At 68.4% G+C, this 25,438-nt stretch carries 15 protein-coding genes; 12 read left to right on the forward strand and 3 right to left on the reverse strand.

The genetic code is table 11. The annotated features are described in order from the left end of the window. Positions 1-61: 61 nt before the first annotated feature. From QSJ19_RS24465 to QSJ19_RS24500, 8 genes are all read left to right on the forward strand, one after another. Entirely contained in the window at positions 62-1,084 is a 1,023-nt protein-coding gene (locus QSJ19_RS24465) for an ABC transporter substrate-binding protein (RefSeq protein ID WP_286323649.1), read from the forward strand. Positions 1,085-1,172: 88 nt separating this feature from the next. Next, positions 1,173-2,876 (forward strand): ABC transporter ATP-binding protein, encoded by a 1,704-nt coding sequence (locus QSJ19_RS24470; protein WP_286323650.1) that lies wholly within the window; start codon positions 1,173-1,175, stop codon positions 2,874-2,876. A 131-nt stretch (positions 2,877-3,007) separates the two neighbouring features. Next, a complete protein-coding gene (locus QSJ19_RS24475) occupies positions 3,008-4,711 on the forward strand; it encodes an ABC transporter ATP-binding protein (protein WP_286323651.1) in 1,704 nt (567 codons plus the stop codon). Then, positions 4,708-5,556 (forward strand): siderophore-interacting protein, encoded by an 849-nt coding sequence (locus QSJ19_RS24480; RefSeq protein WP_286323652.1) that lies wholly within the window; start codon positions 4,708-4,710, stop codon positions 5,554-5,556. The genes QSJ19_RS24475 and QSJ19_RS24480 overlap by 4 nt, the downstream gene beginning before the upstream one ends. Before the next feature lie 3 nt (positions 5,557-5,559). Beyond that, positions 5,560-6,651, forward strand: coding sequence for a FecCD family ABC transporter permease (locus QSJ19_RS24485; RefSeq protein ID WP_286323653.1), 1,092 nt, complete (start codon positions 5,560-5,562; stop codon positions 6,649-6,651). Further along, entirely contained in the window at positions 6,648-7,727 is a 1,080-nt protein-coding gene (locus tag QSJ19_RS24490) for a FecCD family ABC transporter permease (RefSeq protein ID WP_286323654.1), read from the forward strand. Before QSJ19_RS24485 ends, QSJ19_RS24490 begins: the two co-directional genes overlap by 4 nt. Further along, positions 7,724-8,542, forward strand: coding sequence for an ABC transporter ATP-binding protein (locus QSJ19_RS24495; RefSeq protein ID WP_286323655.1), 819 nt, complete (start codon positions 7,724-7,726; stop codon positions 8,540-8,542). Before QSJ19_RS24490 ends, QSJ19_RS24495 begins: the two co-directional genes overlap by 4 nt. Further along, entirely contained in the window at positions 8,542-16,224 is a 7,683-nt protein-coding gene (locus QSJ19_RS24500) for a non-ribosomal peptide synthetase (RefSeq protein ID WP_286323656.1), read from the forward strand. The genes QSJ19_RS24495 and QSJ19_RS24500 overlap by 1 nt, the downstream gene beginning before the upstream one ends. 31 nt (positions 16,225-16,255) lie before the next feature. Here the strand turns inward: QSJ19_RS24500 and QSJ19_RS24505 are convergent, their stop codons facing one another. From QSJ19_RS24505 to QSJ19_RS24515, 3 genes are read right to left on the reverse strand one after another with little or no spacing between them, the layout of a single operon-like run. After that, a complete protein-coding gene (locus QSJ19_RS24505) occupies positions 16,256-17,797 on the reverse strand; it encodes a phospholipase C (RefSeq protein WP_286323657.1) in 1,542 nt (513 codons plus the stop codon). 19 nt (positions 17,798-17,816) lie between these two features. Continuing rightward, entirely contained in the window at positions 17,817-18,941 is a 1,125-nt protein-coding gene (locus QSJ19_RS24510) for an Rv3169 family protein (protein ID WP_286323658.1), read from the reverse strand. Then, positions 18,941-20,059 (reverse strand): phosphotransferase family protein, encoded by a 1,119-nt coding sequence (locus tag QSJ19_RS24515; RefSeq protein WP_286323659.1) that lies wholly within the window; start codon positions 20,057-20,059, stop codon positions 18,941-18,943. Before QSJ19_RS24515 ends, QSJ19_RS24510 begins: the two co-directional genes overlap by 1 nt. A gap of 186 nt (positions 20,060-20,245) precedes the next feature. Between QSJ19_RS24515 and QSJ19_RS24520 the strand changes: the two genes are divergently transcribed. The 4 genes from QSJ19_RS24520 to QSJ19_RS24535 all read left to right on the forward strand — a co-directional run bounded on the left by QSJ19_RS24520 (position 20,246) and on the right by QSJ19_RS24535 (position 25,433). After that, entirely contained in the window at positions 20,246-21,436 is a 1,191-nt protein-coding gene (locus tag QSJ19_RS24520; protein WP_286323660.1) for an oxygenase MpaB family protein, read from the forward strand. A gap of 43 nt (positions 21,437-21,479) precedes the next feature. Next, positions 21,480-23,786 carry an MMPL family transporter gene (locus QSJ19_RS24525; RefSeq protein ID WP_286323661.1) on the forward strand — a complete coding sequence of 769 codons (2,307 nt, stop codon included), beginning with the start codon at positions 21,480-21,482 and terminating at the stop codon, positions 23,784-23,786. Next, positions 23,752-24,426, forward strand: coding sequence for a TetR/AcrR family transcriptional regulator (locus tag QSJ19_RS24530; protein ID WP_286323662.1), 675 nt, complete (start codon positions 23,752-23,754; stop codon positions 24,424-24,426). Before QSJ19_RS24525 ends, QSJ19_RS24530 begins: the two co-directional genes overlap by 35 nt. A 134-nt stretch (positions 24,427-24,560) precedes the next feature. After that, positions 24,561-25,433, forward strand: a complete 873-nt coding sequence (locus QSJ19_RS24535; RefSeq protein WP_286323663.1) for a Bax inhibitor-1/YccA family protein — start codon at positions 24,561-24,563, stop codon at positions 25,431-25,433. Positions 25,434-25,438: the final 5 nt, after the last annotated feature.

The following is a 25,438-nucleotide window of genomic DNA, read 5'->3' on the forward strand; positions in this document are numbered from 1 at the left end:
CGAGACGTTGCCCGACCGGAACACCGTCGGGCACCTGAAAAAGAGATGGAGAATCCAGAACATGCGACGAAATCTACGAGTGGTGGTGGCCGCCGGTGTCGCGGTCGCGGCGCTGGTCGCCTCCGGATGTTCGTCCGGCGGATCGGACGATGCGGGCAGTTCGGCCGACCAGGGCGCGACCCGGACATTCACCGCTGCCAACGGGACCTTCGAGATCCCGGCGAAACCCACGCGCATCGTCGCCCTGTCCCGGGTGATCCCGTCACTGTTCACCGCGGACGCCGCCGTCGTCGGCGCCACATCGGGCTACGACACGAGCACCATCGTCGACGACGACGCGATTTCCCGGTACAAGGAGGTGGCCACACTGTCGACCGGCTCGGCGAAGACGAATGCCGGTGGCGGTACGCAACTCTCCTACGAGCAGATCGCCGCGCTGAAACCCGATCTCATCATCTCGGGATTCCCCCAGAAGGCGTACAAAGCGTCGATCAGCGACGAACAACTGCAGGCGATCGCCCCGACGTTGAGCCTGGGGCCCGCCACGCCGACCGAATGGCGCGAAGTGGGGGAGAAGGCCGCCGACGCCGCCGGCAAGACCGACGAGTTCGACCAGCAGAAGGCCGAGTACACCAAGCTCGCCGACGAACTGAAGTCGAAGTACGCCGGAACCGTCGCGGGGAAGAAGTTCGCCGCGTTCTCCGTCTTCAACTCGACGCAGGCCGACTCGTATCAGCGTGAGTTCGACGACTCGTTCACCACCAACGTCGCCAACGACATCGGGATCGCCTTCCCCGGCGGCACGCCGACGAAGACCTCCGAGATCGTGTCGATCGAGCGGTTGTCGGACATGGCCGACGCCGATGTGATCGTCTACCAGGTGAATCCGGACGGCTCTCTGAAGTATCCGCGGATGCAGGAAGTGCTCGACTCCGAGGCGTGGAAGAACCTGCCCGCGGTGAAGGCCGGGCGTGTGGTACCCGTGGCGTATGCGTCATCGGAGACCTACGCAGGTGCCATCAAGAGTCTGCAATCGCTGTCGGCAGGCCTCGACAAGCTGCCTGCGGCCACCACGGGGAGCTGACACCTGATTGTCTGACCACACACGTCCCTCGATCCCGGAGAAGCCCGCGAGGAACGAGCGGGCGCCACGAAGGGCGCCCGCCGGGCTGATGCGCATCATCCGCCCGGTTCGGGTGCAGGTGGTGACGTCGATCCTGCTGCAGATGGTCTGCGCGGTCATGGTCGTCGGGGCGTATGTCGCGATCGTCGCCGCAGTGCGGCGGCCGGTGGACACGGGCGAGACCTCGTGGACGCCGGCCGTCGTCGCAGCGCTGCTGTTGCTGGGCGTCCCGCTGGTCCATGCCTGCTCGTACGCGGCGAGCTTCGGGGCGAGCCGCCGGATCGAACAGCGTCTGCGTACCGAGGTGACCGATCATGTGTCGCGGATTCCGCTGGGCTGGTTCAGCACTGGATCAGCGGTCACGAGGCTGCGCAAGACCGTCACTTCGGACATCAGTGCGGTGACCGGGATGATCGGGGAGGCCCTGCCCAACACGGCGCGATACAGCACCGTCACCGTCGTCGCGTTCGGCTACCTGTTCACGGTCTCGTGGATTCTCGCCGCCGCCGTCGCCGTGCCCGTGGTCATCGCGTCGGCCGTCGAATGGCGGCGCATGGGAATGACATCCGACGCCGATCGCCGCCACGAGGAGACGACCGCGGCTCTGTCCGCGCGCACGACCGAACTGACCCAGGGCATCGGCGTCGCGAAGATCTACGGGATGGCCGACCGCGAGAACAACCGATTCCGCACGGCGGCTGACGCCTACGCCGACAGCTACCTCCGTCGGGAGATCGACCAACAGCGCCGGGGACGCGTGACGTCGGCGCTGGCGTCGTGGATGTCGATCCTGTCGATCGTCGTCGTCGGTGGCACCGCGCTCGTGGCGGCCGATCTCATCGACCCAGTGGACGTGGTCGCGTTCCTGATGCTGTCGTGGATCGTCTCGCGTGGGGTGTGGGCACTGCCGATGGCGATGATGACGTGGCGCAGGGCCAGGTCCGTGCTGGTCGGTGTCGATGCGATCCTCGGCATCCCACCACTGCCCACTCCCGCTGAAGTGTCCCCGATTCCGGCGGCGCCCATCGCGGTGACCTTCGAGCAGGTCGAATTCGGCTACACACCAGACGATCCGGTGCTGCAGGACATCTCGATTCGCCTGGCACCAGGGACGACGACGGCACTCGTCGGCGCCTCCGGGTCGGGCAAGTCGACACTGGCGCGCCTCATCCCGCGATTCTGGGATGTCGATGCCGGAACGATCCGGGTCAACGGAACGGATGTCCGCGACCTCGAACCCACGAGCCTCTACCGGTTGGTCTCCTTCGTCTTCCAGGACGTCACCCTCATGCGATCCTCGGTCGCCGACAACATCCGGCTCGCCCGCCCCGACGCCGACGACGCCATCGTCGAGGCGGCGGCGCGGGCCGCCCGGATCCATGACCGGATCCAGCACCTCCCCCGGGGATACGACTCCGTGGTCGGGGTCGACGCGCACTTCTCCGGCGGTGAGGCCCAACGCATCTCGATCGCCCGGGCACTCGTCGCCGACACGCCTGTCGTCGTCCTCGACGAGGCTACCTCTGCGGCCGACCCGGAGTCCGAGGCCGCCGTCGGGCATGCACTGAGCCGTTTGATGGAGGGACGGACGGTCCTCACGATCGCTCATCGGCTCGCCACCATCGCCGCCGCACACCAGATCGTGGTGCTCGAACGCGGGCGCATCGCCGAGATCGGCACTCACGACGAGCTGACCCTCGCCAACGGTCACTATGCCCGGATGTGGCGGGCGGATCGGATGGCGTTGCGATGACGGATCGTTCACGGGCGACCCTTCGTGACGCTCGCACGCTCGCTCCTCAGGGTCCGGGGGACGCTCGCACGCTCGCCGGCGGTCTGTTCCCTGAGGAGCGAGGCGATAGCCGAGCATCACGAAGGGGCGGCATGCTCGCCGGTCTGCGACGGGTGGCCGGACAGGATGCCACCCGGCGATTGACACGAGCGCTCGGCGTCGTGGCCGCGGCCGCCGTGCTCGAGGCAGCCTGCCTCGCGTTGCTGGTGCCGCTGATGGCCGACCTGTTCACCGACCGCTTTCCGCGTGCCTGGTGGTGGGCCGGTCTGTTCGTCGTCGTCGGCGGCATCGCACTCGTGCTGGAGCGCTGGGCGATCCGCGCACAGCGCTCGGTGACGACCGTGGTGGTCGCGACCCTGCACCACCGCGTCGGTGACCACGTGATGACGCTGCCGCTGGGATGGTTCACACCGGCACAGCAGGATTCGTTGAACCGATTGCTCAACGACGCAACACAGTCGTTGGCGGTCATGCTCAACGCCATCGTCACGCTGAACATCCGAGCGGTTGCGACTGCGGGCACGCTCTGGGTGGTGATCGCGGTGGTCGATCTCCCGACGGCGCTGGTGGTGGCACTCGCCTTGGGCGTGCTGGCCGTCGTCTACCGTCTGGCGACGCGACTGAACCGCCAGGGCAACATCACACGCGTGGCCGCCACGCAGGAGATCGGTGCACAGGTCCTCGAATTCGCCCAGAAGCAGGCTGTTCTCCGGGCACACGGCCGTCTCGGCGAAGCCGGGACCGACCTGCGGGCCGCGCTGGACCAGGTCCGTCGCGCCGCGTCGTCGTACTTCCGCGGTGCGATCGTCGGCGTCACCGCATTTTCGGTCGGGACGGCTCTGCTCATCGCGGCCGTCCTGTGCAGTGCATGGTGGCGCCTGCAGGACGGCGTCATCTCGCCGGCGGTGGCGATCTCACTGGTCGTCCTGGCCACGCTCATCGTCGACGCCGTCGCCGCGCTCGGCCGGACGGGAAGCGTCATCTGGGCAGCGGAACAGACGGTGCGGGAGATCGGCGAGATCCTCGGCACGCCGTCACTGACGGAACCGGATCACTCGGCCCGGATCGCCGACGCGGGCATCGAGTTCCGTGACGTGCGATTCGGCTACGAAGCGGACGCGCCCATCGTCGACGGTGTCTCGTTCCGGATTCCGTCCGGCGGCGTGTGCGCCGTCGTCGGCCCGTCGGGGACGGGCAAGACGACCCTCGTCCGGCTGGCCGCCCGGTTCTGGGATGTCGACGCGGGAAGAATCCTGCTGGGCGGTGCAGATGTCCGCGATCTACGCACCGCCGACCTGATGCGGCAGGTGGCGGTCGTCTTCCAGGACTCGTACCTGTTCGATGGCACGATCCGCGACAACGTCACCATGGGGCGGCCCGATGCCGGACCCGACGAGCTCGATCGCGCCGCCGCACTCGCACGCCTGGACGAGATCGTGGAGCGGCTGCCCGCCGGATGGCATACCCAGGTCGGGGACCGTGGTACCGCACTGTCCGGCGGTGAACGCCAACGGGTCTCGATCGCGCGGGCCCTGCTGAAGGATGCGCCGGTCGTGCTGCTCGACGAGGCCACCTCCGCGCTGGATCCCGAGAACGAGGCCGCGGTCCGCCAAGCGCTCGGACATCTCGGCGAGGGACGCACCCGACTGATCATCGCGCACCGGCTGCAGACCGTGCGGGCGGCGGATCAGGTCGTGTTCCTCGACGGCTCCGGTGGACCGGTGACCGTGGGGACACACGACGAACTGATGGACGGCAACACCCGATACGCCCACTTCTGGAAGGAGATGAGATGAGCACAGCCCGGCTCGCCCCTCACCACACCGACGTCAACCTGGTGATGTACGACCTCACGCCACGATTCCTGGAGGTGATCCGGTCGGACTCGTTGACGCCGCAGATGCAGCGCCTGACGTTCCGGTGCACCGATCCGGACGGGTTCCACTTCGTGCCGATGGCTCCCGACGAACACGTCAAACTGTTCTTCCCACAGCCCGAGACCGAGGAGATCGTGATGCCCGGAATCGGTCCGAACGGGATCGTGCCGCCGGCAGACGGAGCGCGTCCGGTGTACCGCGACTACACCGTTCGTGCCTTCGACGCCGAACGGGCCGAGCTCGTCATCGATTTCGTCCTGCACACCCACGGGGTGGGTGGATCGTGGGCGGCGGCGGCCGACGTGGGGGAGCGCCTCGGCATGCTCGGCCCGCGCGGTTCCCACATCTATCCGACCGGCTACGACTGGTATCTGCTCGCGGCGGACGAGACCGCGCTCCCCGCGATCGGCCGCTGGTTCGAGGAACTTCCCGGCGACAAGGAGATCGTGGCGTTCATCGAGGTGTCGGGACCGGAGAACGAGGTCCGTCTCCCGGCCCGTCCGGGAGCCCGGGTCACCTGGCTGCACCGCGGAGACACCGAACCCGGCAACAGCCCACTGCTGCAGGAGGCCATCCGCGATGTCGACTTCCCGGCGGGCGACTACTTCGCCTGGATCGCGGGCGAGGCGAACACGCTGAAACCGATACGCCGGTACCTCCGGCGTGACCTCGGTGTCCCCAAGCATCGCGTCAAGGTCGACGGGTACTGGCGCAACGGGACCGTCAATCTCGATCACCACGATCCCGGCGACGACGAAGACTGACCTATGCCACAGGACAATCGGCTCGAGCCGCAGACGGACGAAGAACGCATCGCGACGTCACTGCCGCCGGCTCGAGCGGCGCAGTACACGGTGAGCGCGTCGAACTCACGTCGCGTCATCGGTGCGGTCGCCGGCGTCGTCCTGCTCGTGGTCGTCTGCGCACTCAGCGTCGCGATCGGTGCCAAGACGATCCCACTCGGTACCGTCGTCGACGCCGTTTTCTCCAACGCCCACACCGACGACGCGATCATCATCCGTGAACTGCGCATTCCCCGAACGATTCTCGGCTTGATCGTCGGAATGGCACTGGGTGTGGGCGGTGCGCTCATCCAGGGGATGACCCGGAACCCGTTGGCCGACCCCGGACTGCTCGGTGTCAACGCCGGCTCGGCGTTCTTCGTGGCGGTGGCCGTCGGACTGCTCGGGCTGACCGGGATCTGGTCGTATGTCTGGTTCGCATTCGCCGGCGCCGCGGTCGTGTCCGTGGCGGTGTACCTGCTCGGGTCGATGGGCCGCGCCGCGCCGTCGCCGATCCGGCTGACGCTGGCCGGGGTCGCGGTGAGTGCTCTGCTGACCGGTGTCACCACCGGCCTGACGCTCCTCGATCCCGAGGCCTTCGACCAGATGCGTTACTGGCGAGCCGGATCCATCGCCGGTCGCGACATGTCCGTCACGGCGGCGGTCGCGCCGTTCATCGTCGTCGGTCTCGCGTTGGCGGTGGCCGCCGCCAGATCGCTCAACGCGCTCGCCCTCGGCGACGACACCGCGCGGTCGTTGGGCGCGAACGTCGGCCGCACGCGGGTCGTGGGCACTGTGGCGGTCACGTTGCTGTGTGGCGCAGCCACCGCGGCAGCCGGGCCCATCTCCTTCGTGGGATTGATGATCCCGCACATCGCACGCTGGATAGTCGGGCCCGATCAGCGGTGGATCGTCGCCTACAGCGTGCTCGGCGGGGCGATCCTCGTGTTGCTCGCCGACGTCGTCGGCCGCGTGATCATCCGGCCGGGAGAAATGCAGGTGGGCGTGGTCACCGCGTTCATCGGTGCCCCTGTCCTGATCCTGTTGGTGCGCCGCGCGAAGGCGAGTGGCCTATGACCCGCACACTCACCCGGGAGACCACGGCGATCGACTTCGGCCGTTCGGTCGTCGTCCTGCGCGGACCGCACGGATCGCCGTCGCTGCGGATCGGCGTCCGATCCGTCACCGTCATCGTGGCGCTCACGGTCGCCGCCCTGATCGTCGCCGTCGTCGCACTCGGCACCGGGGACTATCCGATCGCCCCGATCCGGGTGCTCGAGACGCTGGTCGGCGGCGGAACACGATTCGAGACCCTGGTGATCACCGAATGGCGGTTGCCGCGGGTGGCCTGTGCTCTCGTGCTGGGCGCCGTGCTCGGGGTCAGCGGGGCGATCTTCCAGTCGCTCACCCACAATGCACTGGGCAGCCCCGACATCATCGGGTTCAACACCGGCGCCTACTCCGGTGCGCTGGTGACGATCCTGATCATCGGCACCGATCACCAGTACGGGACGGCGCTGGGAGCGTTGCTCGGGGGGATCGCGACCGCGCTCGCCGTCTACGTGTTCGCGTTCAAACGAGGCGTCCAGGGGTTCCGGCTGATCATCGTCGGCATCGCGCTGAGCGCCATGCTCGCCTCGCTCAACACGTGGCTCATCCTCAAGGCCGACCTCGATGACGCGCTGTCGGCGGCCACCTGGGGCGCGGGCACTCTCAACGGCATCACCTGGGCGGATGCCACACCCGCGCTGGTGGTCTCGGCGATTCTGGTGCCGTTCATCATGATCGCCGCCTACATCGGGCCGGTGATGGAGATGGGCGACGACACGGCTCGGGCGTTCGGAGTGCGGGTGGAACCCACGAGGCTGTTCGTGATCGTGCTCGGCGTCGCGCTGACGGCGATCGCGACCTCGGTCGCCGGCCCCATCGCCTTTGTGTCCCTGGCCGCACCGCAGCTCGCCCGGCGCCTCACCCGGAGCGCGGGTGTGGCGCTCGCGCCCGCCGCGGCGATGGGTGCGCTGCTCCTCGTCGGCAGCGACTACGTCGCCCAGCACGCCTTCGCGCCCACCCAACTGCCCGTCGGTGTCGTCACGGCATCGGTCGGCGGCGTCTATCTGGTCTGGCTCTTGGCACAGGAGGCTCGACGACAATGACCACGAACCATGTTCCGGTGCCTGCCGACGAGAGCCGGCTGCGGGCCCAGGACATCACCATCGGCTACGACGAGCGCGTCATCAGTGAGTCGCTGTCCATCGACATCCCGGACGGGGCGTTCACCGTCATCGTCGGGCCGAACGCCTGCGGCAAATCGACACTGCTGCGCGCGCTCTCGCGACTGCTCAGGCCGACATCGGGATCGGTGATCCTCGACGGCAGATCGATCAGCGCATACCCCGCCAAGGAGGTCGCCCGCCGTCTGGGGCTGCTCCCGCAGACGTCGGTGGCACCCGAGGGCATCCGCGTCGCCGAACTCGTCGCGCGAGGACGATTCCCCCGGCAGTCGATGTTCCGACAGTGGACCGCCGACGACGAGTCCGCAGTCCAGGAGGCGATGGCCGCCACCGGGATCACCGACCTCTCGGCACGGTTGGTGGACGAACTGAGCGGCGGCCAGCGCCAACGGGTCTGGGTGGCGATGGTCCTCGCCCAGGAGACCCCGCTCGTCCTGCTCGACGAACCCACCACGTTTCTCGACATCGCCTATCAGATCGAACTGCTGGATCTGTGCCACGAACTCAATCGAGAACGCGGCCGCACCATGGTCGCCGTCCTGCATGACCTCAATCACGCCTTCCGGTACGCCGATCACCTCGTCGCGATGAAGGAAGGGCGAATCGTCGCCCAAGGGCGGCCGGCCGACATCGTCGACGCCAACCTCATCGACGAGGTCTTCGGCCTGCGCTGCCGGATCATCGACGACCCGGAATCCCACACACCGCTGGTGATTCCGCGACTGAGAGGAACCTGATGACCGAACAGACCGTCACCGCGATCGGCGTCACCGGCGCACAGGCGGGAGTCTGGTACGGCCAGCAGCTGATCGGGCCGTCGTCGACATTCGTCGTCGGGCAGACCTGGGAACCCCACGAACCGGTCCACCTGCGTTCGCTCGTCGACGCGATCTCCGCCACGATCGGCGAGGCGCCAGGGCTGTCGTGCGCGTTCGGCACCGAGGACGGTGAGGTCGTCGCCCGGCCGCACGCACACCGGGTGGACGATGTCGCCGTGGTCGATCTCTCCGGAGACGACGATCCAGCTGCGGCCGCCACCCGATGGATGCGGGAGCGTGCGCGCACACAGCTCGACCCCGCCACCGACCCCTGCTTCGAGGCGACCGTGCTCCGGCTGGACAGGGAGTCCGTGCAGTCGCCGGGCCACGCCAGCGTCATCGTGTGTGTGCGTGCGCATCACATCGTCGCGGACGTGTTCGCCCTCGGCCTGCTCGGACGGCGCGCCGGCGAACTGTATGCCGCAGCGCGAACAGGCTTCCCGGCGCGTGACGCGTGGTTCGATCCACTGACCGCTGTGCTCGATGCCGAATGTCAGTACCGCGCATCGGGGGATCGTGGTCGCGACGAGGAATTCTGGCGCGACGAGTTGACCACCGTCGGCGACGTCACCGGCCTGCGGCCGGCCGTCGGGGGCGACCGTCGGGCGAGCGGGGTCCTCTCGGATCAGGTCATGATCGACGGTGCCACCGCCGATCTGCTTGCCGAGCTCGGCGCACGGCACGGGGGTTCGTGGGGAGACGCGGTCACCGGAATCCTCGCCGCACATATCGCCGGACGTGCGGGATCGGCAGGTGCCGTGCTGGGCTACCCGATGATGAATCGGCTCGGCACACCGGCATTCGCGGTCCCGACGATGGTCGTCAATGTCGTGCCCCTCGCTCTCTCGGTCGACGGGTGGTCGACGGTCGATGAGGTGACGTCGGCGGCAATGACCGGGATCCGGCGCATCCGTCCGCACGCCTGGTTTCGTGGCGAGGAGATCGCGCGTCTCGGAGACGGCGGGCTGCCGCCGATCTGGCTGAACGTCAAGGCCATCGACGATCATCTGAGCTTCGGCGGCGTGGACGTGACTGTGCACTCGCTGGCCCGCGGGCCCGTGGAGGAACTGACGATCACCGTACGACGGTCCGTCACGGGTGACATAGAACTGCAGCTCGACGCCGACGACTCGCGATACGACAGACGACGACTCGCCGAGCTTGCCGAGGATCTCGCCGATATCCTCTGTCGCGCAGCGCAACCCGATGCATGGGTGCGACCGGTCGGGCGAACCGCGCTCGGTGCGTCCTCCGACCGTCACGTCCAGACCGATCCCGGGTCATCGACCTCGACGTTCGCGGATCTGCTGGCGGAGGGCATCGGTGAGCGTGCGAGCTCGGACCAGGACGGGATCGCCGTCGTCGCCGGTGGGGTGGAGGTCAGCCGGGCAGACCTGGATCGACGTGTCCGGCAGCTCGCCGGGAGGCTCGTCGCCGACGGTGTGATGCCCGACGACCGGGTGGCCGTACTCCTGCCGCGCGATGAGTCCGCCGTCGTCGCGCTCGCCGCAGTCGCCGTAGCCGGCGGCGTGGTCGTCCCGATCGATCCCGACTACCCCGCGGATCGTCTGCGCCACATCCTCACCGACAGCCGGCCGACGGTGATCCTTACCCGCCGCGACGTGGCACTGCCGGAGACTTCGGCGACCATCGTGCACCTCGATGACGGTGCGACGTGGACGGCTGCGGGGTCACGCGGGTCCGAACCGCCGCACATGGGCGCATGTCGGACTCCGACGCGGCCGGATCACCTGTCCTGCATCGCCTACACCTCGGGCTCGACCGGTGTGCCAAAGGGTGTGATGGTCACCCAGGCCGGTTTGGTGAATCGGCTGGCCTGGGCGGCACGCGATTGGCTGCACGACGACGTGACGCGCGGACCGTCCGATCGGATCACCCTGTGGAAGAGCCCGGCCGGCTTCATCGACGGGATCACCGAGGTGTTCGGGGCGCTCGTCCGCGGCGACCGGATCGTCGTCGCCGGCGGCGATGCCGCGAGGGACCCGAGAGCTCTGGTCCGCCTGCTCGATCGCCACCGCGTCTCGCATCTCACGGCTGTCCCGTCGCTCCTCCGCGAGCTGGTGGGTGATTCGGTGGCGCCGATCTCGACAGTCGCCCTGTGGGTCTCGAGCGGTGAACCGTTGCCGGCAGCCGTCGTCCGTCAGGTGCGGCGGTTCGATCCGACTGCGCGGCTGATCAATTCGTACGGTTCCACGGAGGTCACCGGCGACGCGACCTATGGCGACGTCCACGCCGACGACGATGTGACCATCGGGTCCGCGGTCCCCGGATGCAGGGTGACGATCCTGGACTCGTGGCTGCGTCCGGTGCCTGTCGGCGACGTCGGCGAACTCTACGTCGGGGGTATCCAACTCGCGCGCGGCTATCATGGGCGGCCCGAGTGGACCGCCGACCGCTTCGTCGCGGATCCGGCCGCAGATGGTGCCCGGATGTATCGCACGGGCGATCGTGCGGTCCGGGATGGCGACGGTCGTATCCGGGTCATCGGACGTGCCGACGACCAAGTCAAGATCCGTGGAGTCCGGGTCGAACCGGCCGAGGTGGAACGTGCTGTCGCGCAGGCGCCCGGGGTGGACGAGGCCGTCGTGGTGGTCGCCCGCGACGCGCACGATGATCCGTCACTGATCGCGTACGTGACCGCGGACTCACCGATCGACATCGCCATGGTGCGTGCTCACGTCGCGGGCACCCTGCCCTCGCAGATGGTACCGGCAGACATCGTGGAGGTCGCCGCCATCCCGCGATCGGCGCACGGGAAGATCGATCGGCGAGCACTGCCCACGATCCACAGTCGGCCCGACGACGACGCGACGCCGCCCGCGACACCGACCGAAGAGGCGGTGGCCGAGGCATTCTCGACAGTCCTGCGCCGGGGTGGCCGATCGCGGACCGATGACTTCTTCGCTCTCGGTGGACATTCACTGCTCGTGACGCGGTTGCTCAACAGGCTCGGCGAGCAGTTCGGTGTGAACCTCGAGATGCGCGACGTCTTCGACCGCCCGACCGTCGCCGAGATCGCCGACATGGTCGACCGGCGCCGAGACGATGGCACGCACGCCGCGAGCGTCCTCCCCCGGATCGACGACGTCGGGCCGCGCCCCACGGTCACGGGACTGTCGGCGGCGCAGGAGCGGCTGTGGTTCCTGTTCCGCCTCGAAGGTCGCACCGCGGCGTACAACATCCCGATCGTGCTACGGATACCAGAGGAACCCGATCTCGCGGCGCTCGACGCCGCCCTGTACGACGTGATCGAACGTCACGAGACCTTGCGGACCGTGATCGCCGAGGACGACGGCGGCGTCGCCTGGCAGCACGTCCTGCCGATGGACGAGGTGCGCTGGACCGCAACGGTGATGGATGTCGATGCCGAGGGCACGGACGACGCGGTCCGCTCGGTCGCGGCGCACCGCTTCGATCTCGCCACGGAGATACCGTTCCGCGCCGTCGTCATCCGCGGGCGTGCCGGTGCCGGCCGGGGTACGGAAGCGACCGGATCCGCCTGCTCGATCGTGCTTCTCGTCCACCACATCGCCGGCGACGAATGGTCGTCGCCGATCCTGGTCGATGACCTGTCGCGCGCGTACCTCGCGCGCATCGCCGGTGCCCGGGTGTCTCCGTTCACCGCCGCACCGTTGCCGGTGTCCTATCGCGATCACACCCACTGGCAGCATGTGGTGCGCGATCACCCGCGGCGCCGGGACGGCATCGAGCGGTGGCGCCGTCGACTGCACGGTGCGCCCGAGGAACTCGCGTTGCCCTACGACCGTCCGCGGCCGTCGATCACCAGCTACCGGGGTGACCGGGTCGCCTTTCGGCTCGACCCGGTGATCGCGGACCGGCTGCGCAGGACCGCTCGCGATCGTCGGGTGTCGATGTTCATGCTCATCCATGCGGCCGTCGCCCTGATGCTGTCGGAGGACGGTGCGGGCGACGACATCGTCGTCGGCACACCGGTCGCCGGTCGTGACGACGCCGCCGCTCATGGGCTGGTGGGGTTCTTCGTCAACATGGTCGTGTTGCGTACCGACCTCGGTGGTGATCCCACGGTCGGCGAACTCATCGACCGGATCAGAGCCGACGATCTGGATGCGATGTCGCTGTCGGATGTGCCGTTCGAGGCGGTCGTCGACGCCGTGTCCCCGGAGCGGGCCATGGGCCGGCATCCGTTGTTCGGCGTCATGGTGCAGTTCCGCGCGGACTGGGCGATTCCCGATTTCGCCGGACTGCCCACCGAGGTCACCCCGATCGACCCCGGTACCGCCAAGTTCGACCTGACCGTCGATGTGACCGAGCATTCCGGCTCCGGCGCCATCGACGTCCGATTCGACTATGCGACCGACCTGTTCGACAGGACGACGGGCGAGATGCTGGCGCGGCACCTCGATCGGGCGCTGGAGCTCCTGGGGTCCGCGCCGGACCTGCGTCTCTCGCAGGCCGGGCTTCTCGATGACGACGAGCGCGCCGCGGTGCTGCATGAGTGGGCGCTGCCGTCGTCGGTGCCGGCGCACTGGGGCGGCACGGAGCGGTCGCCGCGGCGGGTCACCGTCGACGATCGGCTCCGAACGGCCGCCACCCGGTACGCGAGACTGCACGCGATCCGCTTCGGGGACACCGTGATCGATCACGCGGGCCTGGACCGGGCAGCTTCCTCGGTGGCGAGCACACTGCGGCAAGCGGGTGTCGTCGGCGGTGACCGGGTCGCGGTGCTCGTGTCACGTAGCGAGCTGCTCCCGATCGCGATCGCCGGAGTGCTGCGTTCCGGCGCCACGTGCGTGCCGGTCGACGCGACGCACCCGGACGACCGCATCGAGTACATCCTGCGTGACTCCGGTGCCGTGGTGGTGCTGACGGATGGACCGACCCGCATCCCGGTCCCTGAGGAGCGAGCTCGCGAGCGTCACGAAGGGCCCCGCACGATCCACCTCGACCGCGACATCCTCAAACCGTCCGGCCCCGAGACCCCCGACCCCGAGAACCCGCCGCCGCCCATCGATCCCGCGTCGTCCGCGATGCTGCTCTACACGTCTGGTTCGACGGGGGAACCGAAGGGTGTGGTGTTGCCGCACGCGGCGCTCGCGCATCGAATCGGGCTCGCGGAGAGCGACTTCGGGATCGGACCGAACTCGGTCGGGATCTCCAAGTCCGCCATCGGCTTCGTCGACGCGTCGACGGAACTGTTCGGTGTGCTGTGCGCCGGTGGGTCGGTCGTGGTCGCCGACGACACGACGGCCCGTGATCCGTCCGCTCTCGCCGCAATGATCCGCGCGCAGCAGGTCACCGAACTCGTCACCGTCCCGACGATGGCACGGGTCATCGCCGACGCGGGCACGCTCCCTTCGCTACGCCGATGGGTCTGCTCGGGTGAGGCGTTGACCGCTGACACCGCACGTCGGATGGCCGCCTGCGCACCCGACGCGACGATCGTGAACCTGTACGGCAGCACCGAGATCACCGGTGATGTGACTGTGCACGAGGTCGATGGGCCCCGCGATGTCGACGCCGGGGTGCCGATCGGACGTCCTCTGCCCGGATCGTCGGTCTACGTGCTCGATCACCGGCTGCGCCCGGCCGCGCCGGGGGTCAGGGGCGAACTCTACGTCGGCGGAGCACATCTCGCCGACGGCTATCACGGCCGGAGCCGGGAGACCGCCACGCGGTTCGTCGCGCACCCCTTCGCCGCCACACCGGGCGAGCGGCTCTACCGCACAGGTGATCTGGCGAGATGGGACCGCACGGGAGCGCTGCATGTGCTGGGCCGCTCCGACGATCAGGTCACCATCCGTGGCGTGCGCATCGAGCCGGGCGAGGTCGTCGGGACGCTCGAGTCCCTGCCGGACGTCGACGGTGCCCTTGTGATCTCCACGAGCTCGGCGCTCACCGGCGCGTCAATGCTGGTCGCCTATGTTGTTCTGCGCCAGACGAATCCGGGATCGAATCGAGTCGACGGGCAGGCACTGCGGGCGCAGCTGATCGACCGGCTCCCGGAGAGCATGATCCCGGCCGCGGTGATGATCGTCGACCGGTTCCCGATGACCCCCAACGGGAAGATCGATCGCCGCGCCCTGCCTGCTCCGGAGGTCGACACGGCGACGCGGCACCGCGAACCGAGCACCGACCGAGAGGGGATTCTGCGCGAGATCGTCGCCCGCGAACTCGGTCTCGGGCCGGACCGCATCGGCGACGTGGGGATCGACGACGACTTCTTCGCCCTCGGTGGCGACAGTATCGCGTCGTTGCGGGTGGTCGCGGCGGCGGTGCGGGCGGGGATCGCGGTGACCTCACGGCAGATGCTGGAACTGCGAACGGTGGCTGCGCTCGCCGCGGCGGCCGGCGAGGTCGTCGACAGCGGAGAGGGGAGCGCGGTCGTGGACGACGGATCGCCGTCCACGACCGCCAATGATTCCCCGATCCCTGTGCCGCCGAACGCCGTAGTACAACGTCTGCGTGCTTTGGGCCGCGCCGTGGATGACTGTGTGGTGACCGCCGCCGTCAACATCGACACACCACCCGATGGTGGTGCGGTGGCTCAGGCGGTCGATGCCGCGATCCGACGCCACGATGCCTTGCGGCTGCGGGTCACCCCGAAGAACAAATTGGTCTGGGTCACCGAGGTGATGCCGGTGGATTCCGTTGTCGTCGAACACCCGTCGGGCCCACCGCCGGAGTCGGTCGCCGAGGCGGCCGGACGCGCCGTCGGGCGGGTACGCATCACCGAGGGCGCACCCCTCGCCGTCGAGACGGTGGCAGGCGAGCGGCCCGCGCTCGTCGCGGCGGCCCATCAGGTGGCTGCCGACCGCGACTCCCTGCACGTCGTTTTGACCGAGATCGTCGACGTCCTCGAGGGCAGGATTCCCACGGCACCCGCCGCATCGATCGTCGATATCACCACCGCTCTCGACGATCTGACCCGCGGAGATGAGGCGGGGCGTCGTGTCGAGCGGATCGTCGCCGGCGCCCCGGCGATCCTCGCGGCCCGACCGGCACGCCCACGTGCCACCGACGACACCCGAACCGCGACCGCGTCCGCAGTCCTCGCGACCACGGATGCCGACGCGATCCGCGATGCCTTCGTCGTCGCGCTGCTTGCCGAGACGGGGGATGGCTCGCTGGATGTCGCCGTCGACCTCGGCACACTGCTGTCCTCTCCGCTGCTGTCGGATACCTGTGGGCCGGATCCCGTGCTGCCCGATCCCGGTGCGCCCGCCGTTGCGTCGTGGTCGGCAGTGCATCCGTGGTCGGTCACCGACGGCACCCCGCTCGACCTCGGAACCGACGACGATCCGAGTCATGCCGGGGCGTGGTTCGCGGTGCTCCGGCACGGACATCGCGGGGTCCGCAAGGCCGTCAAGCGTGTGGCGGACGGACCTGCACTGCTGACCGGGAGCCGTGGTGTCTCCGCTCGTCCTTCGCTCCGCGAGGGGGACGAGGCCGATCACGGCATCGTCGGCCGGTTCCGCGTCGCCGACGATACGGGCATCGACGTCCCGGCCACGACGGAGATCACCGTTCTCGCACCCGACGCGGACCTGGCCGAGCGCCTCGCGGCGGCCTGGGTCTCGGCGATCGCCGAGCGGGGGTGAGGGACGCGACGAGCGGAGCCGGATCGACCGGTCAGACGATCCCGCTCGGTGCCCGCCGGGAGCCGGGCTGCTGGCGCGGCATGCGATTGGGCGGCACCGGATAGGGTCGGCCCCTGCCGAGGGTTCCCGCCGCGACGTTGGGTCCGCACTGCACCAACGCATTCTGAGCGCCCGGCACCGGGTCGCCGAAATGCGGTCGCGCCGGATTCGGTCTGCGGGCGAAGTCGAAGGCAGAGGTCATGTCACCGACGACACGACGCCGCCACGGGGTCAGGTTCGGGACGTCGACGCCGAATCGTTTCTCGATGAGACGTAGTTGCGATGTGTGGTCGAAGGTCTCCGACGAGACGAGACCGCCCCGGCTGTACGGCGAGATCACGAAACACGGAACACGGTAGCCGAGTCCGATCGGACCGCGGATGCCCTTCGACGATGCGACAGCGCCGATGTCGGGGACGCTGACGTATTCACCGGGGGTGCCCGGCGGCGGGGTCGGCGGGCTCACGTGGTCGAAGAACCCGCCGTTCTCGTCGTAACTGATGATCAGGGCCGTCCTCTCCCAGACCTGGCGGTTCGAGGTGAGGATGTTGAGCAGTTCGACGATCCCGACGGCACCCAGGGCGGCGGGCAACGCCGGATGCTCGCAGTTGAGGGCCGACGGGATGACCCAGGAGACCTTGGGCAGACGATCGTCGGCGACATCGGCCGCGAAGTCGGTGGGGTAGGTGGGGGCGATCCCGCGCCGTGCCAGTTCGGATGCCGGATTCTGAGCCTGTGTGAAGCAGCCCATCATTCCGTCGAGGACGACACTGGACACCGGCCCGAGATCCTTGTTGTTGTAGATCTTCCAGCTCACCCCCGCATCGCGGAGGTTTTCCGGCATCGTGCGCCAGGTATAGGCGAATTTCGGTATCAGAGTGGGTGTCTCGAGCAGCGGGCCACCGTGGGTGCCGGCGGGATCGAGGGTCGCGCTCATCCAGTAGAGCCGGTTCGGGTCGGTGGGCCCGAGGACCGAGCAGTGGTAATTGTCGCAGAGAGTGAAGGCCTCGGCGAGCGACCGGTGCACCGGGATGTCCTCACGCTCGTAGTAGCCCATCAGCGCAGGGGCGTTCGCCGGTCCGACCGACCCGATCGATATCGGGAGCCAGCCGTCGTTGCGGCCACCGTTCCACGAACGATGCATCCCCGCCCACGAATGGTCCGGATCGTTGATGCACTCGCCGTCGAGATTGGCGTCGTTGCGGGTGTCGAGTCGGAACGGGAGCGTGTATCCGCTCGTCGTCGGGCCGACGCCGGGGGCCCAGCCGTACTGTTTCCAGACCGTCGATGCCTCGCCGAATCCGCGTACCCCCGAATAGGTTCCGAAGTAGTGGTCGAACGACCGGTTCTCCTGCATGAACAGGACGATGTGCTCGATGTCGTCGAGCGAACCGGTCCCGGCCGGGTCCGCCGACGCGTACGCGCGGTCGATGATCGGGGACGCCCAGGAGGTCAGGAGGGCGCCACCGCCGACGGCGCCCACGCGGGCCAGGAACTCGCGACGGGACAGACCCGCGAACGGCGTATCCGACATGACTCTCCCATCAAGGGTTTCACGGAGCCGTGTCAGTGTAGCCGGTGAATCCGTATTGTTCGTTGGGGCCGATGGCCGCGAATTCGAACAGCCCACAACCGTTTTCCTCGTTGTCACCGTCGAATCGGACGAATCGGGTGTAGTGGTCGGTCACGCAGAACAGCTTCATCGTCGGATCGAGTTCGGAGATCTTGAGGTGGAGATCGGAGACCTTGAGATCGCCCTGCCACATCCCGTGCCGCCAGTCGGCCTCCAGTCCGTATCCCGTGCCGAACGCGAGAAAGTTCGCGAGTTCGGGATGGCAGGTGACGGTGGTGACCGCGCCGGAGGGTCTCGTGAAACGCAATGTCGCCTCGGCGGTCTCCCTCGTCCCGGGCACGAAGGTGATCTCGTGGGTCACGTGACCCAGCCACTCGGGCTCGCGGTCCGGGTCGTGCCAGACCCGCCGCGCATCGTCCATCACACGCTCGCCGGTCTCGGTCTCCTGCACGACGACCACGATGGCGTGATCGGAGAACTCCATCACGGAGTAGATCCAGAAGAACGTGCCGGAGATCGAGGCGTCGGCCCGACGGCCCGGCGGTTCCGGTTCACCGACGGGTCGGACACCCCACGATCGGTCGCGGTTGCCGCGCCACGGTCCGGGCTCGACGTCGAACCGGGCGCCGTCCACGGTCAGCCTGCCCGACCACAGGCCGGTCTGCACGAACCGCTGGGTGTCGAAGGTGACCCGTTCCATCTGACGTTGGAAGTGCCGGGGTTCGAGCGCCGCGGGCCCGTTCGCGACGAACTCGAGATCGAACGAGAGGTCACCGTGCCCGCCTTCGAGTGCCACGCGGATGCGCCGCAGCCCGTCGAGGATCTCGACGGTGAACGGCCCCACAGTCAGGTCGGTGCGGTCGGCGCCGAGTGCCTTCGACGCCCGCACCACGATGTGCTCGTCGTCGTGGCGCACCACGGCGAAACAGTCGGTGACCCCGAGGTTCGGGTAGACGCCGAGGCCGATGATGAGCCACGGCGAATCGGCATCCGGGCCATGACAATTGAAGTAGTAGCGATCGTAGAAGTTGCGGTCGGAGGTCTCGACATGCCGGACGACCTGGGCGACCTGGTGGATCGGATAGTCGTCCATCGGTGACAGCATCAGCGCACTCCCGCCCAGTAGGCACCGGCCAGCATCGCTTCGAGCGTCGCGCGATGAAGGATCATGTCGTCGGTGTCGACCGGCTCCTCGGCCTGGCCGAAGTGGATTGCGCGCGACTGGATGCGGTACATCACGACGGCGTGGATGAGCGCCGCGTAGGTGATGTAGAAGTCGAGATCACGCGGCTCGTGTCCGCTCGACCGTGCATAGGCGTCGGCGACGTCGTCGCGCCGCAGGAACTCGGGCAGGCCCGGCAGCCCCGCCATCTCCGCGAGGTCCTGGAAGAAGCGATGCAGGAAGATCAGCCACGCGACGTCGAGTTCGCGCGGCCCGTGGGCGGCCATCTCCCAGTCGAGGATGGCCACGGGCGAGAGGTCCTGGTAGATGATGTTGCCGATGCGGGCGTCGCCCCACGTCAGCACCGGATCGGATTCGACCGGGAGATGCTCGTCCACCCAGGAGAACCCGCGCTCGATCAACGGTGATCCCGCCCGTCCCTGCGAGGCCCAGGCATAGAACTCCCGCAATCGACGGACGTGCGCGCGCAGTGGGGTCTCGCCCGGCCCGGGCAGGTCGAGCAACTCCTCGGGCACCGGCGCCGAGTGGATCATCGCCAGGGTCTCGATTGTCGTACCGGCCACTGTCCGCCGATCATCGTCGGAGACCTCGGTGAGCCAGGAGCCAAAGGTGTAGGGCATGACATCCGGTGGGATCACGCCGTCGACACGGCCCATGAGGAAGAACGGGGCGCCGAGCGGTCGCGGGTCGGGCTCGGACCAGTACAGCGTCGGCAGCGGCACATCCGTTGTCGACGCAACGTGTTCGATGAGTCGGAACTGCCGGTCGAGATCGTAGGTCGGGAACACCGGATCGCTGTCGGGCGTGGGGGCGACCCGGACCACCAGACGGTGATCGGTGTCCTCCCATGCCGCGTCGAGCACGATCGTCTCGCTCGACATGCCGTTCGCCGAGGGGATCTCCAGTCGGGTGATCGTGGCCGGCGAGCCGGTGACGGTGGGCAACCAGTCGTCGAGCCGCGCGCGCAGCCACTCAGGGTCGCGGCGCGACGACGACGGGCGTGCGACCTCGGTCGGGTCGATCGAATCGTTGTCCGGCATAAGCACATCCATCGGGCGAGTCGGAGTGTGGGGCGGTGAGAATTAGAACACGTTCCACCTCGGCCGCGGGGCCAGTCGGATGGATCCGACTGGGACGACCGACTGCACCGAGCGTCTGAGCGGACACGTCGTCGCCCGCGTGTCCACATGCTTGACCTGCGGACACCCGGTGATCACCATGGACGTGTGGACGCCGCGTCGATCACCGGAGCGCGCAACTGGGAAGCGGTCCGAGAGCGCCACCCCGAGGCCGTCGCCCGCCTCGAGGACGGACTCGTGCGCTCCGATGACCTCGCCGACGCCGTGATCGCGCAGATGCACGATCGCGGTGTGGCCTGGCCGCGTCTGCTGGAGATGGTGACGGCCGGCGCGGAGGACGCCGACGCGCTGCCGGCGCTGGCAGACCTGTTGCGGTCGGCGAGCGAGTGTCCGGCATGGTTCGATCCGGCGCTCGCCGAGGCGGGCGCCCGCGCCTGGTGGCGATTCGGCACCCTGCAGTCGTCGACGCTGTACCAGTCGCTGATCTACGGATACAAGGCGCAGGGTTTCGTCCGTCCCCTGGCGGCGACCGGCCGGCTGGGGGAGGGAACCCTCGAGCGGGTGCAGAACACCGCGCGCTGGGTGGCCGAGGCGACCGCTCCGGGATCGATGCGGCCCGGTGCGGCAGGGTGGGTCGCCACGATCAGGATTCGGTTGCTGCACGCGCTGATCCGTGATCATCTGCTGTCCGACCGCTCGGGATCGGGTGTCGCGTGGGATGTCGACGCGTGGGGTGTGCCGATCAACCAGACGTACTCGGCCCTGACCATCGGCGGGGGCTTCCTGGTGCTGCCGTTGATGATCGGACGCGACCTGGGCATCCGGTACAGCAGTGCCGAACGCGAGGCCATCACCCACCTCTGGCGCCGAATCGGTGCCGTCATCGGTGTCGACGACGATCGGTTGCCCGGCGACTTCGCGGCCGCGCGGTCGTTATTCACCATCGCCGCCGAGTTCGAGCTCGAGCCGGACGAGGTGTCTCGACGCTTGACGCGCGCGCTCCTGCGCGACGGTTACGACCTGCAGAACGCGATCCCCCTCCCCGGACCGGTGGTGTCGGCGATGGGGTTGGTGATCAAACCCGTGTTGTCGACGTCGTTCTCGTCGATCAGCACACGGTGGGTGGAGGAGTCGGCCGTCGGCGGTCTCGGTCTGCGGCGGACTCCGCTGCATCACCTCGTGGACGTCGCGCGTCCGGCCGTTCGGCTGCGCGAGGTGCTCCGCGCCACCGGGCTGCTGGGTTCGGAGAGGGCCGTCGTCCGCCGCGAACTGCGCACGGTACGACGCGGACTCGGTCTGCCGCCCGCCGACGCCGAGGCATTGACCCAGCCGAGTTAATGCTGATAACTTAACGCCGATAATCCACTGGTGGGGGTGTGCGATGTTGGCGAGATCGACCGACCTGATCCTTCGCGCGCCACGCGTCGTCCTGGGGATCGCCGTCCTCGTGCTCGCGCTCGCGGGCATCTATGGAGCTACCGCGGCCCAGCACCTGCTCGCCGGCGGTTACAGCGACCCGCAGTCCGGCTCCTCCCGTGCCGATCGCGTGCTCGAGGACACGTTCGACCGCGGCGGGCTGCAGGTGGTGATCAAGCTCGACGGCCCGACCGGCATGCAGATGGCCACCGATCCGACCGCCCGCGCCGTCGGGACCGGGATCGTCGGGGAACTCGAGACCATCGACCACGTCCAGCGGCCGATCCTCTCGGTCTGGCAGAACCCCGGCCTGGCGCCTGCACTCGTCAGCGAGAACGGGACCTCGGCACTCGTGGTCGCCACGCTCTCGGGTGGCGAGGAGGACGGCCCTGCGCACGCGCAGGAGATCGAGGAGCGATTCACCGGGGACCGCGACGGCATCTCCATCCGTGTCGGCGGGCAGGGGCTGGTGTTCAGCCAGGTCAACGAACAGACGACGAAGGACCTCGCGGTCGCCGAGGCGATCGCGATCCCGATCAGCTTCCTGGTGCTGATCGTCGTGTTCGGGGGTCTCGTCGCCGCCGCATTGCCCATCGTGATCGGCATCGTGGCGATCGTCGGCACCTTCGCCCTGCTGCGCCTGATCGCGGAGTTCGCCGACGTCTCGATCTTCGCGCTGAACCTCACGACCGCGATGGGTCTCGCGCTGGCCATCGATTACACGTTGCTGATCGTGACGCGCTACCGCGAGGAGGTCGACGGCGGGGCGCAGCGGCCAGCTGCCATCCGGACCACGATGGCCACGGCCGGCCGGACGGTGGCGTTCTCGGCGGTGACGGTCGCCTTGTCGCTCGCGGCCCTGGCGATCTTCCCGATGTACTTCTTGCGGTCGTTTGCCTACGCCGGCATCGGGGTGGTGCTGGTTGCAGCGCTGGCGGCCCTCATCCTCACCCCTGCTCTGTTGATGGTGCTCGGTGCGCGAGTGGACGCCCTCGACGTCCGGCGACCGATCCGCCGATGGATGCGTCGGCCGCCGCCGGCACCGCGGCCGATCGAGGAGACGCGCTGGTATCGGCTGGTGCAGTTCGTGCTTCGCCACGCCCTGCCGGTTGCGCTGGTGGTCACCGCGATCCTGCTCGTGCTCGGGGCGCCTTTCCTGGGAATCCGCTTCGGATTCCCCGACGATCGCGTCCTGCCGTCGTCGGCGTCGTCCCACGCGATCCAGCAGGAGATCCGCGACGACTTCGCGCAGAACCTGTCATCGTCGGTCACCGTGGTCGCCTCCGGCGTCCCCGATCAGAGCGCCCTCGCCGACTACACGGCGGCGCTGTCGCGGGTCGACCGGGTGGACTCGGTGTCGTCGTCGGCGGGCACGTTCGTCGACGGTCGTCGGGTCGGCGCCGGATCTCCCGGCGACACCCGCGGCGACGTGTCGATCGTCTCGGTCGCCACCCACCTCGAGCCGATGCGGGACGAGGGCTCGGCGCAACTCGACGAGCTGCGCGCGGTCGCGCCGCCAGCGGGCACGGAGGTCCTCGTCACCGGGCTCGCGGCCACCAACCAGGACACCGTCGACGCGATCTACGCACATCTGCCATGGGTGATGGGAACGATCGCCGTCGCGACCTTCCTCCTGCTGTTCCTGTTCACCGGCAGCGTCGTGCTGCCGCTGAAGGCGCTGGTCCTCAACATCCTGTCGTTGTCGGCGACCTTCGGGGCGATGGTCTGGTTCTTCCAGGACGGACACCTGGGCGGGCTGGGCACGACGGCAACCGGCTACCTCGTCGCGACCATCCCGGTCCTGATGTTCTGCATCGCGTTCGGATTGTCGATGGACTACGAGGTCTTCCTGCTCGGACGCATCCGGGAGGAATGGCTCGCCTCCGACGGGAGCCGCACCGGCAGCGACCACGCCGTCGCGGTCGGGTTGGCCCGCACCGGACGGGTCGTCACGGCCGCCGCACTGCTGATGAGCATCGTCTTCGCCGGGATCGCCGCCTCCGAGGTCTCCTTCATGCGTATGTTCGGGGTGGGTCTGACCCTCGCCGTGTTGATGGATGCCACGCTCATCCGGATGCTGCTGGTGCCGGCATTCATGCGCCTGGCCGGCCGGGCGAACTGGTGGGCGCCGGGCCCGCTGCGGCGTCTGCACGATCGGATCGGGCTCTCCGAATCGCCCCAGCCCCCACGCCCCGCGACCCAGGAGAGCAGTGACCAGCGCGACGAATCACAGCACGATGAAGCGGACCCGGTCCCCCCGCGGCTCGGGTGAACTCCTGGCCGACGAGATCATCGAGGCGGCGACCGCGCTCCTGCTCGAACACGGCGATGCGGCCGCGGTGTCGATCCGTGCCGTCGCCACGAGCGTGGGCGTCACGCCGCCGTCGATCTATCTGCATTTCATCGACAAGGACGCACTCCTCGACGCGGTGTGCGCCCGCTACTTCGAACGTCTCGACGGCGCGCTTGCCGAGGCGTCCGTCGGCATCGACGATCCGCTCGAACGCGCCCTGCAGCAGGGGCTCGCGTACGTGCGGTTCGCGGTGTCGACGCCGGTGCTCTATCGGATCGCCTTCCGTCAATCCGCGCCGAGGGGACCGTCCAAGGTCGACGAGGTGCTCGCCGCGTCGGCCTTCACCCGCGTCGCCGGGACGGTGGGCGAACTCGCCGCCGAGGGTTTCTTCCCGGAGGAGGACGTGGCCGAGGTGATGCTGGAGTTCTGGGCGGCAGCACACGGGGTGGCCTCGCTCATGCTGGCCAAACCGGGATTGCCCTGGGGAGACGACCTCGCGCTGGCCGAGTCGCTGATGCGGTCGGTGTGTCTGGGCCGGGCGTCACGGGGCGTCTTGGGCGCCGCGGGTCGGCCGAGTGATGTGCGCGCCTGGCTCGACCGGCAGAGGTCCGAGAACTGACACGATCACCGACAGCGGGTTCTCGCGCGACATGAAAGTCAAGAAAAGGTAAAGTCGGAACTCGACGGTGTCCATATCCGTTGACATCACACGATCAACTGTCACCGCAGACACGACGACAAAGGAGCACATTCGTGCGAGAGAGCAGCAATCCGGTTATGCGCGGTGTCGTCCGCGATAACCAGACCGGCTACGCCGGTTTCGGCGCCGGAGCGGCCGCCGCCGGTCAGGGTGCCATGTGGGGTCAGCAGGGGCAGCAGACCGATCCGTACACCCAGGCGCCAGCGGTCAGCCGTCAGCTGACCATCGACGACGTCGTCACCAAGACCGCCATCACGCTCGGTGTGCTGACGATCTCGGCGATTGCCACGTACTTCGCCATCAGCAGCCGCGCCACGGAATCCGCCCAGGCGAGCCTGGCGATGCCCCTCATGCTCGTCGGCGCGCTCGGTGGCCTCGCCCTCGTGCTGGTCGCCTCGTTCGGGCGCAAGCAGGACAACCCGGCCATCGTGCTGGCCTACGCATTGTTCGAAGGCCTCTTCGTCGGTTCCATCTCGTTCGTCTTCGCGAACATGGTGGTCGCCGGAGACACGTCGGCCGGAGCGCTGATCGGACAGGCCGTGCTGGGCACCTTCGGTGTCTTCTTCGGCATGCTGCTCGTCTACAAGGTCGGCGCCATCCGCGTCACACCGCGTTTCACGCGCATGCTGTTCGCCGGCATGATCGGCGTCATCGTGCTGATGCTCGGCAATCTGGTGATCGGACTGTTCAACGGCGGTGAGGGCTTCGGTCTCCGCAACGGCGGTCCGCTGGCGATCATCTTCTCGCTCGTCTGCATTGCCCTGGCCGCATTCAGCTTCCTGCTCGACTTCGACGCCGCCGACCGACTGATCCGTGCCGGTGCGCCGGAGCGGGCCGCCTGGGGCGTCGCCCTCGGACTGACCGTCACCCTGGTCTGGCTCTACGTCGAGATCCTGCGACTGCTCAGCTACTTCAACTCCGACTAGGAGAC

Source organism: Gordonia sp. ABSL11-1, assembly GCF_030315685.1.
GTDB lineage: Bacteria > Actinomycetota > Actinomycetes > Mycobacteriales > Mycobacteriaceae > Gordonia.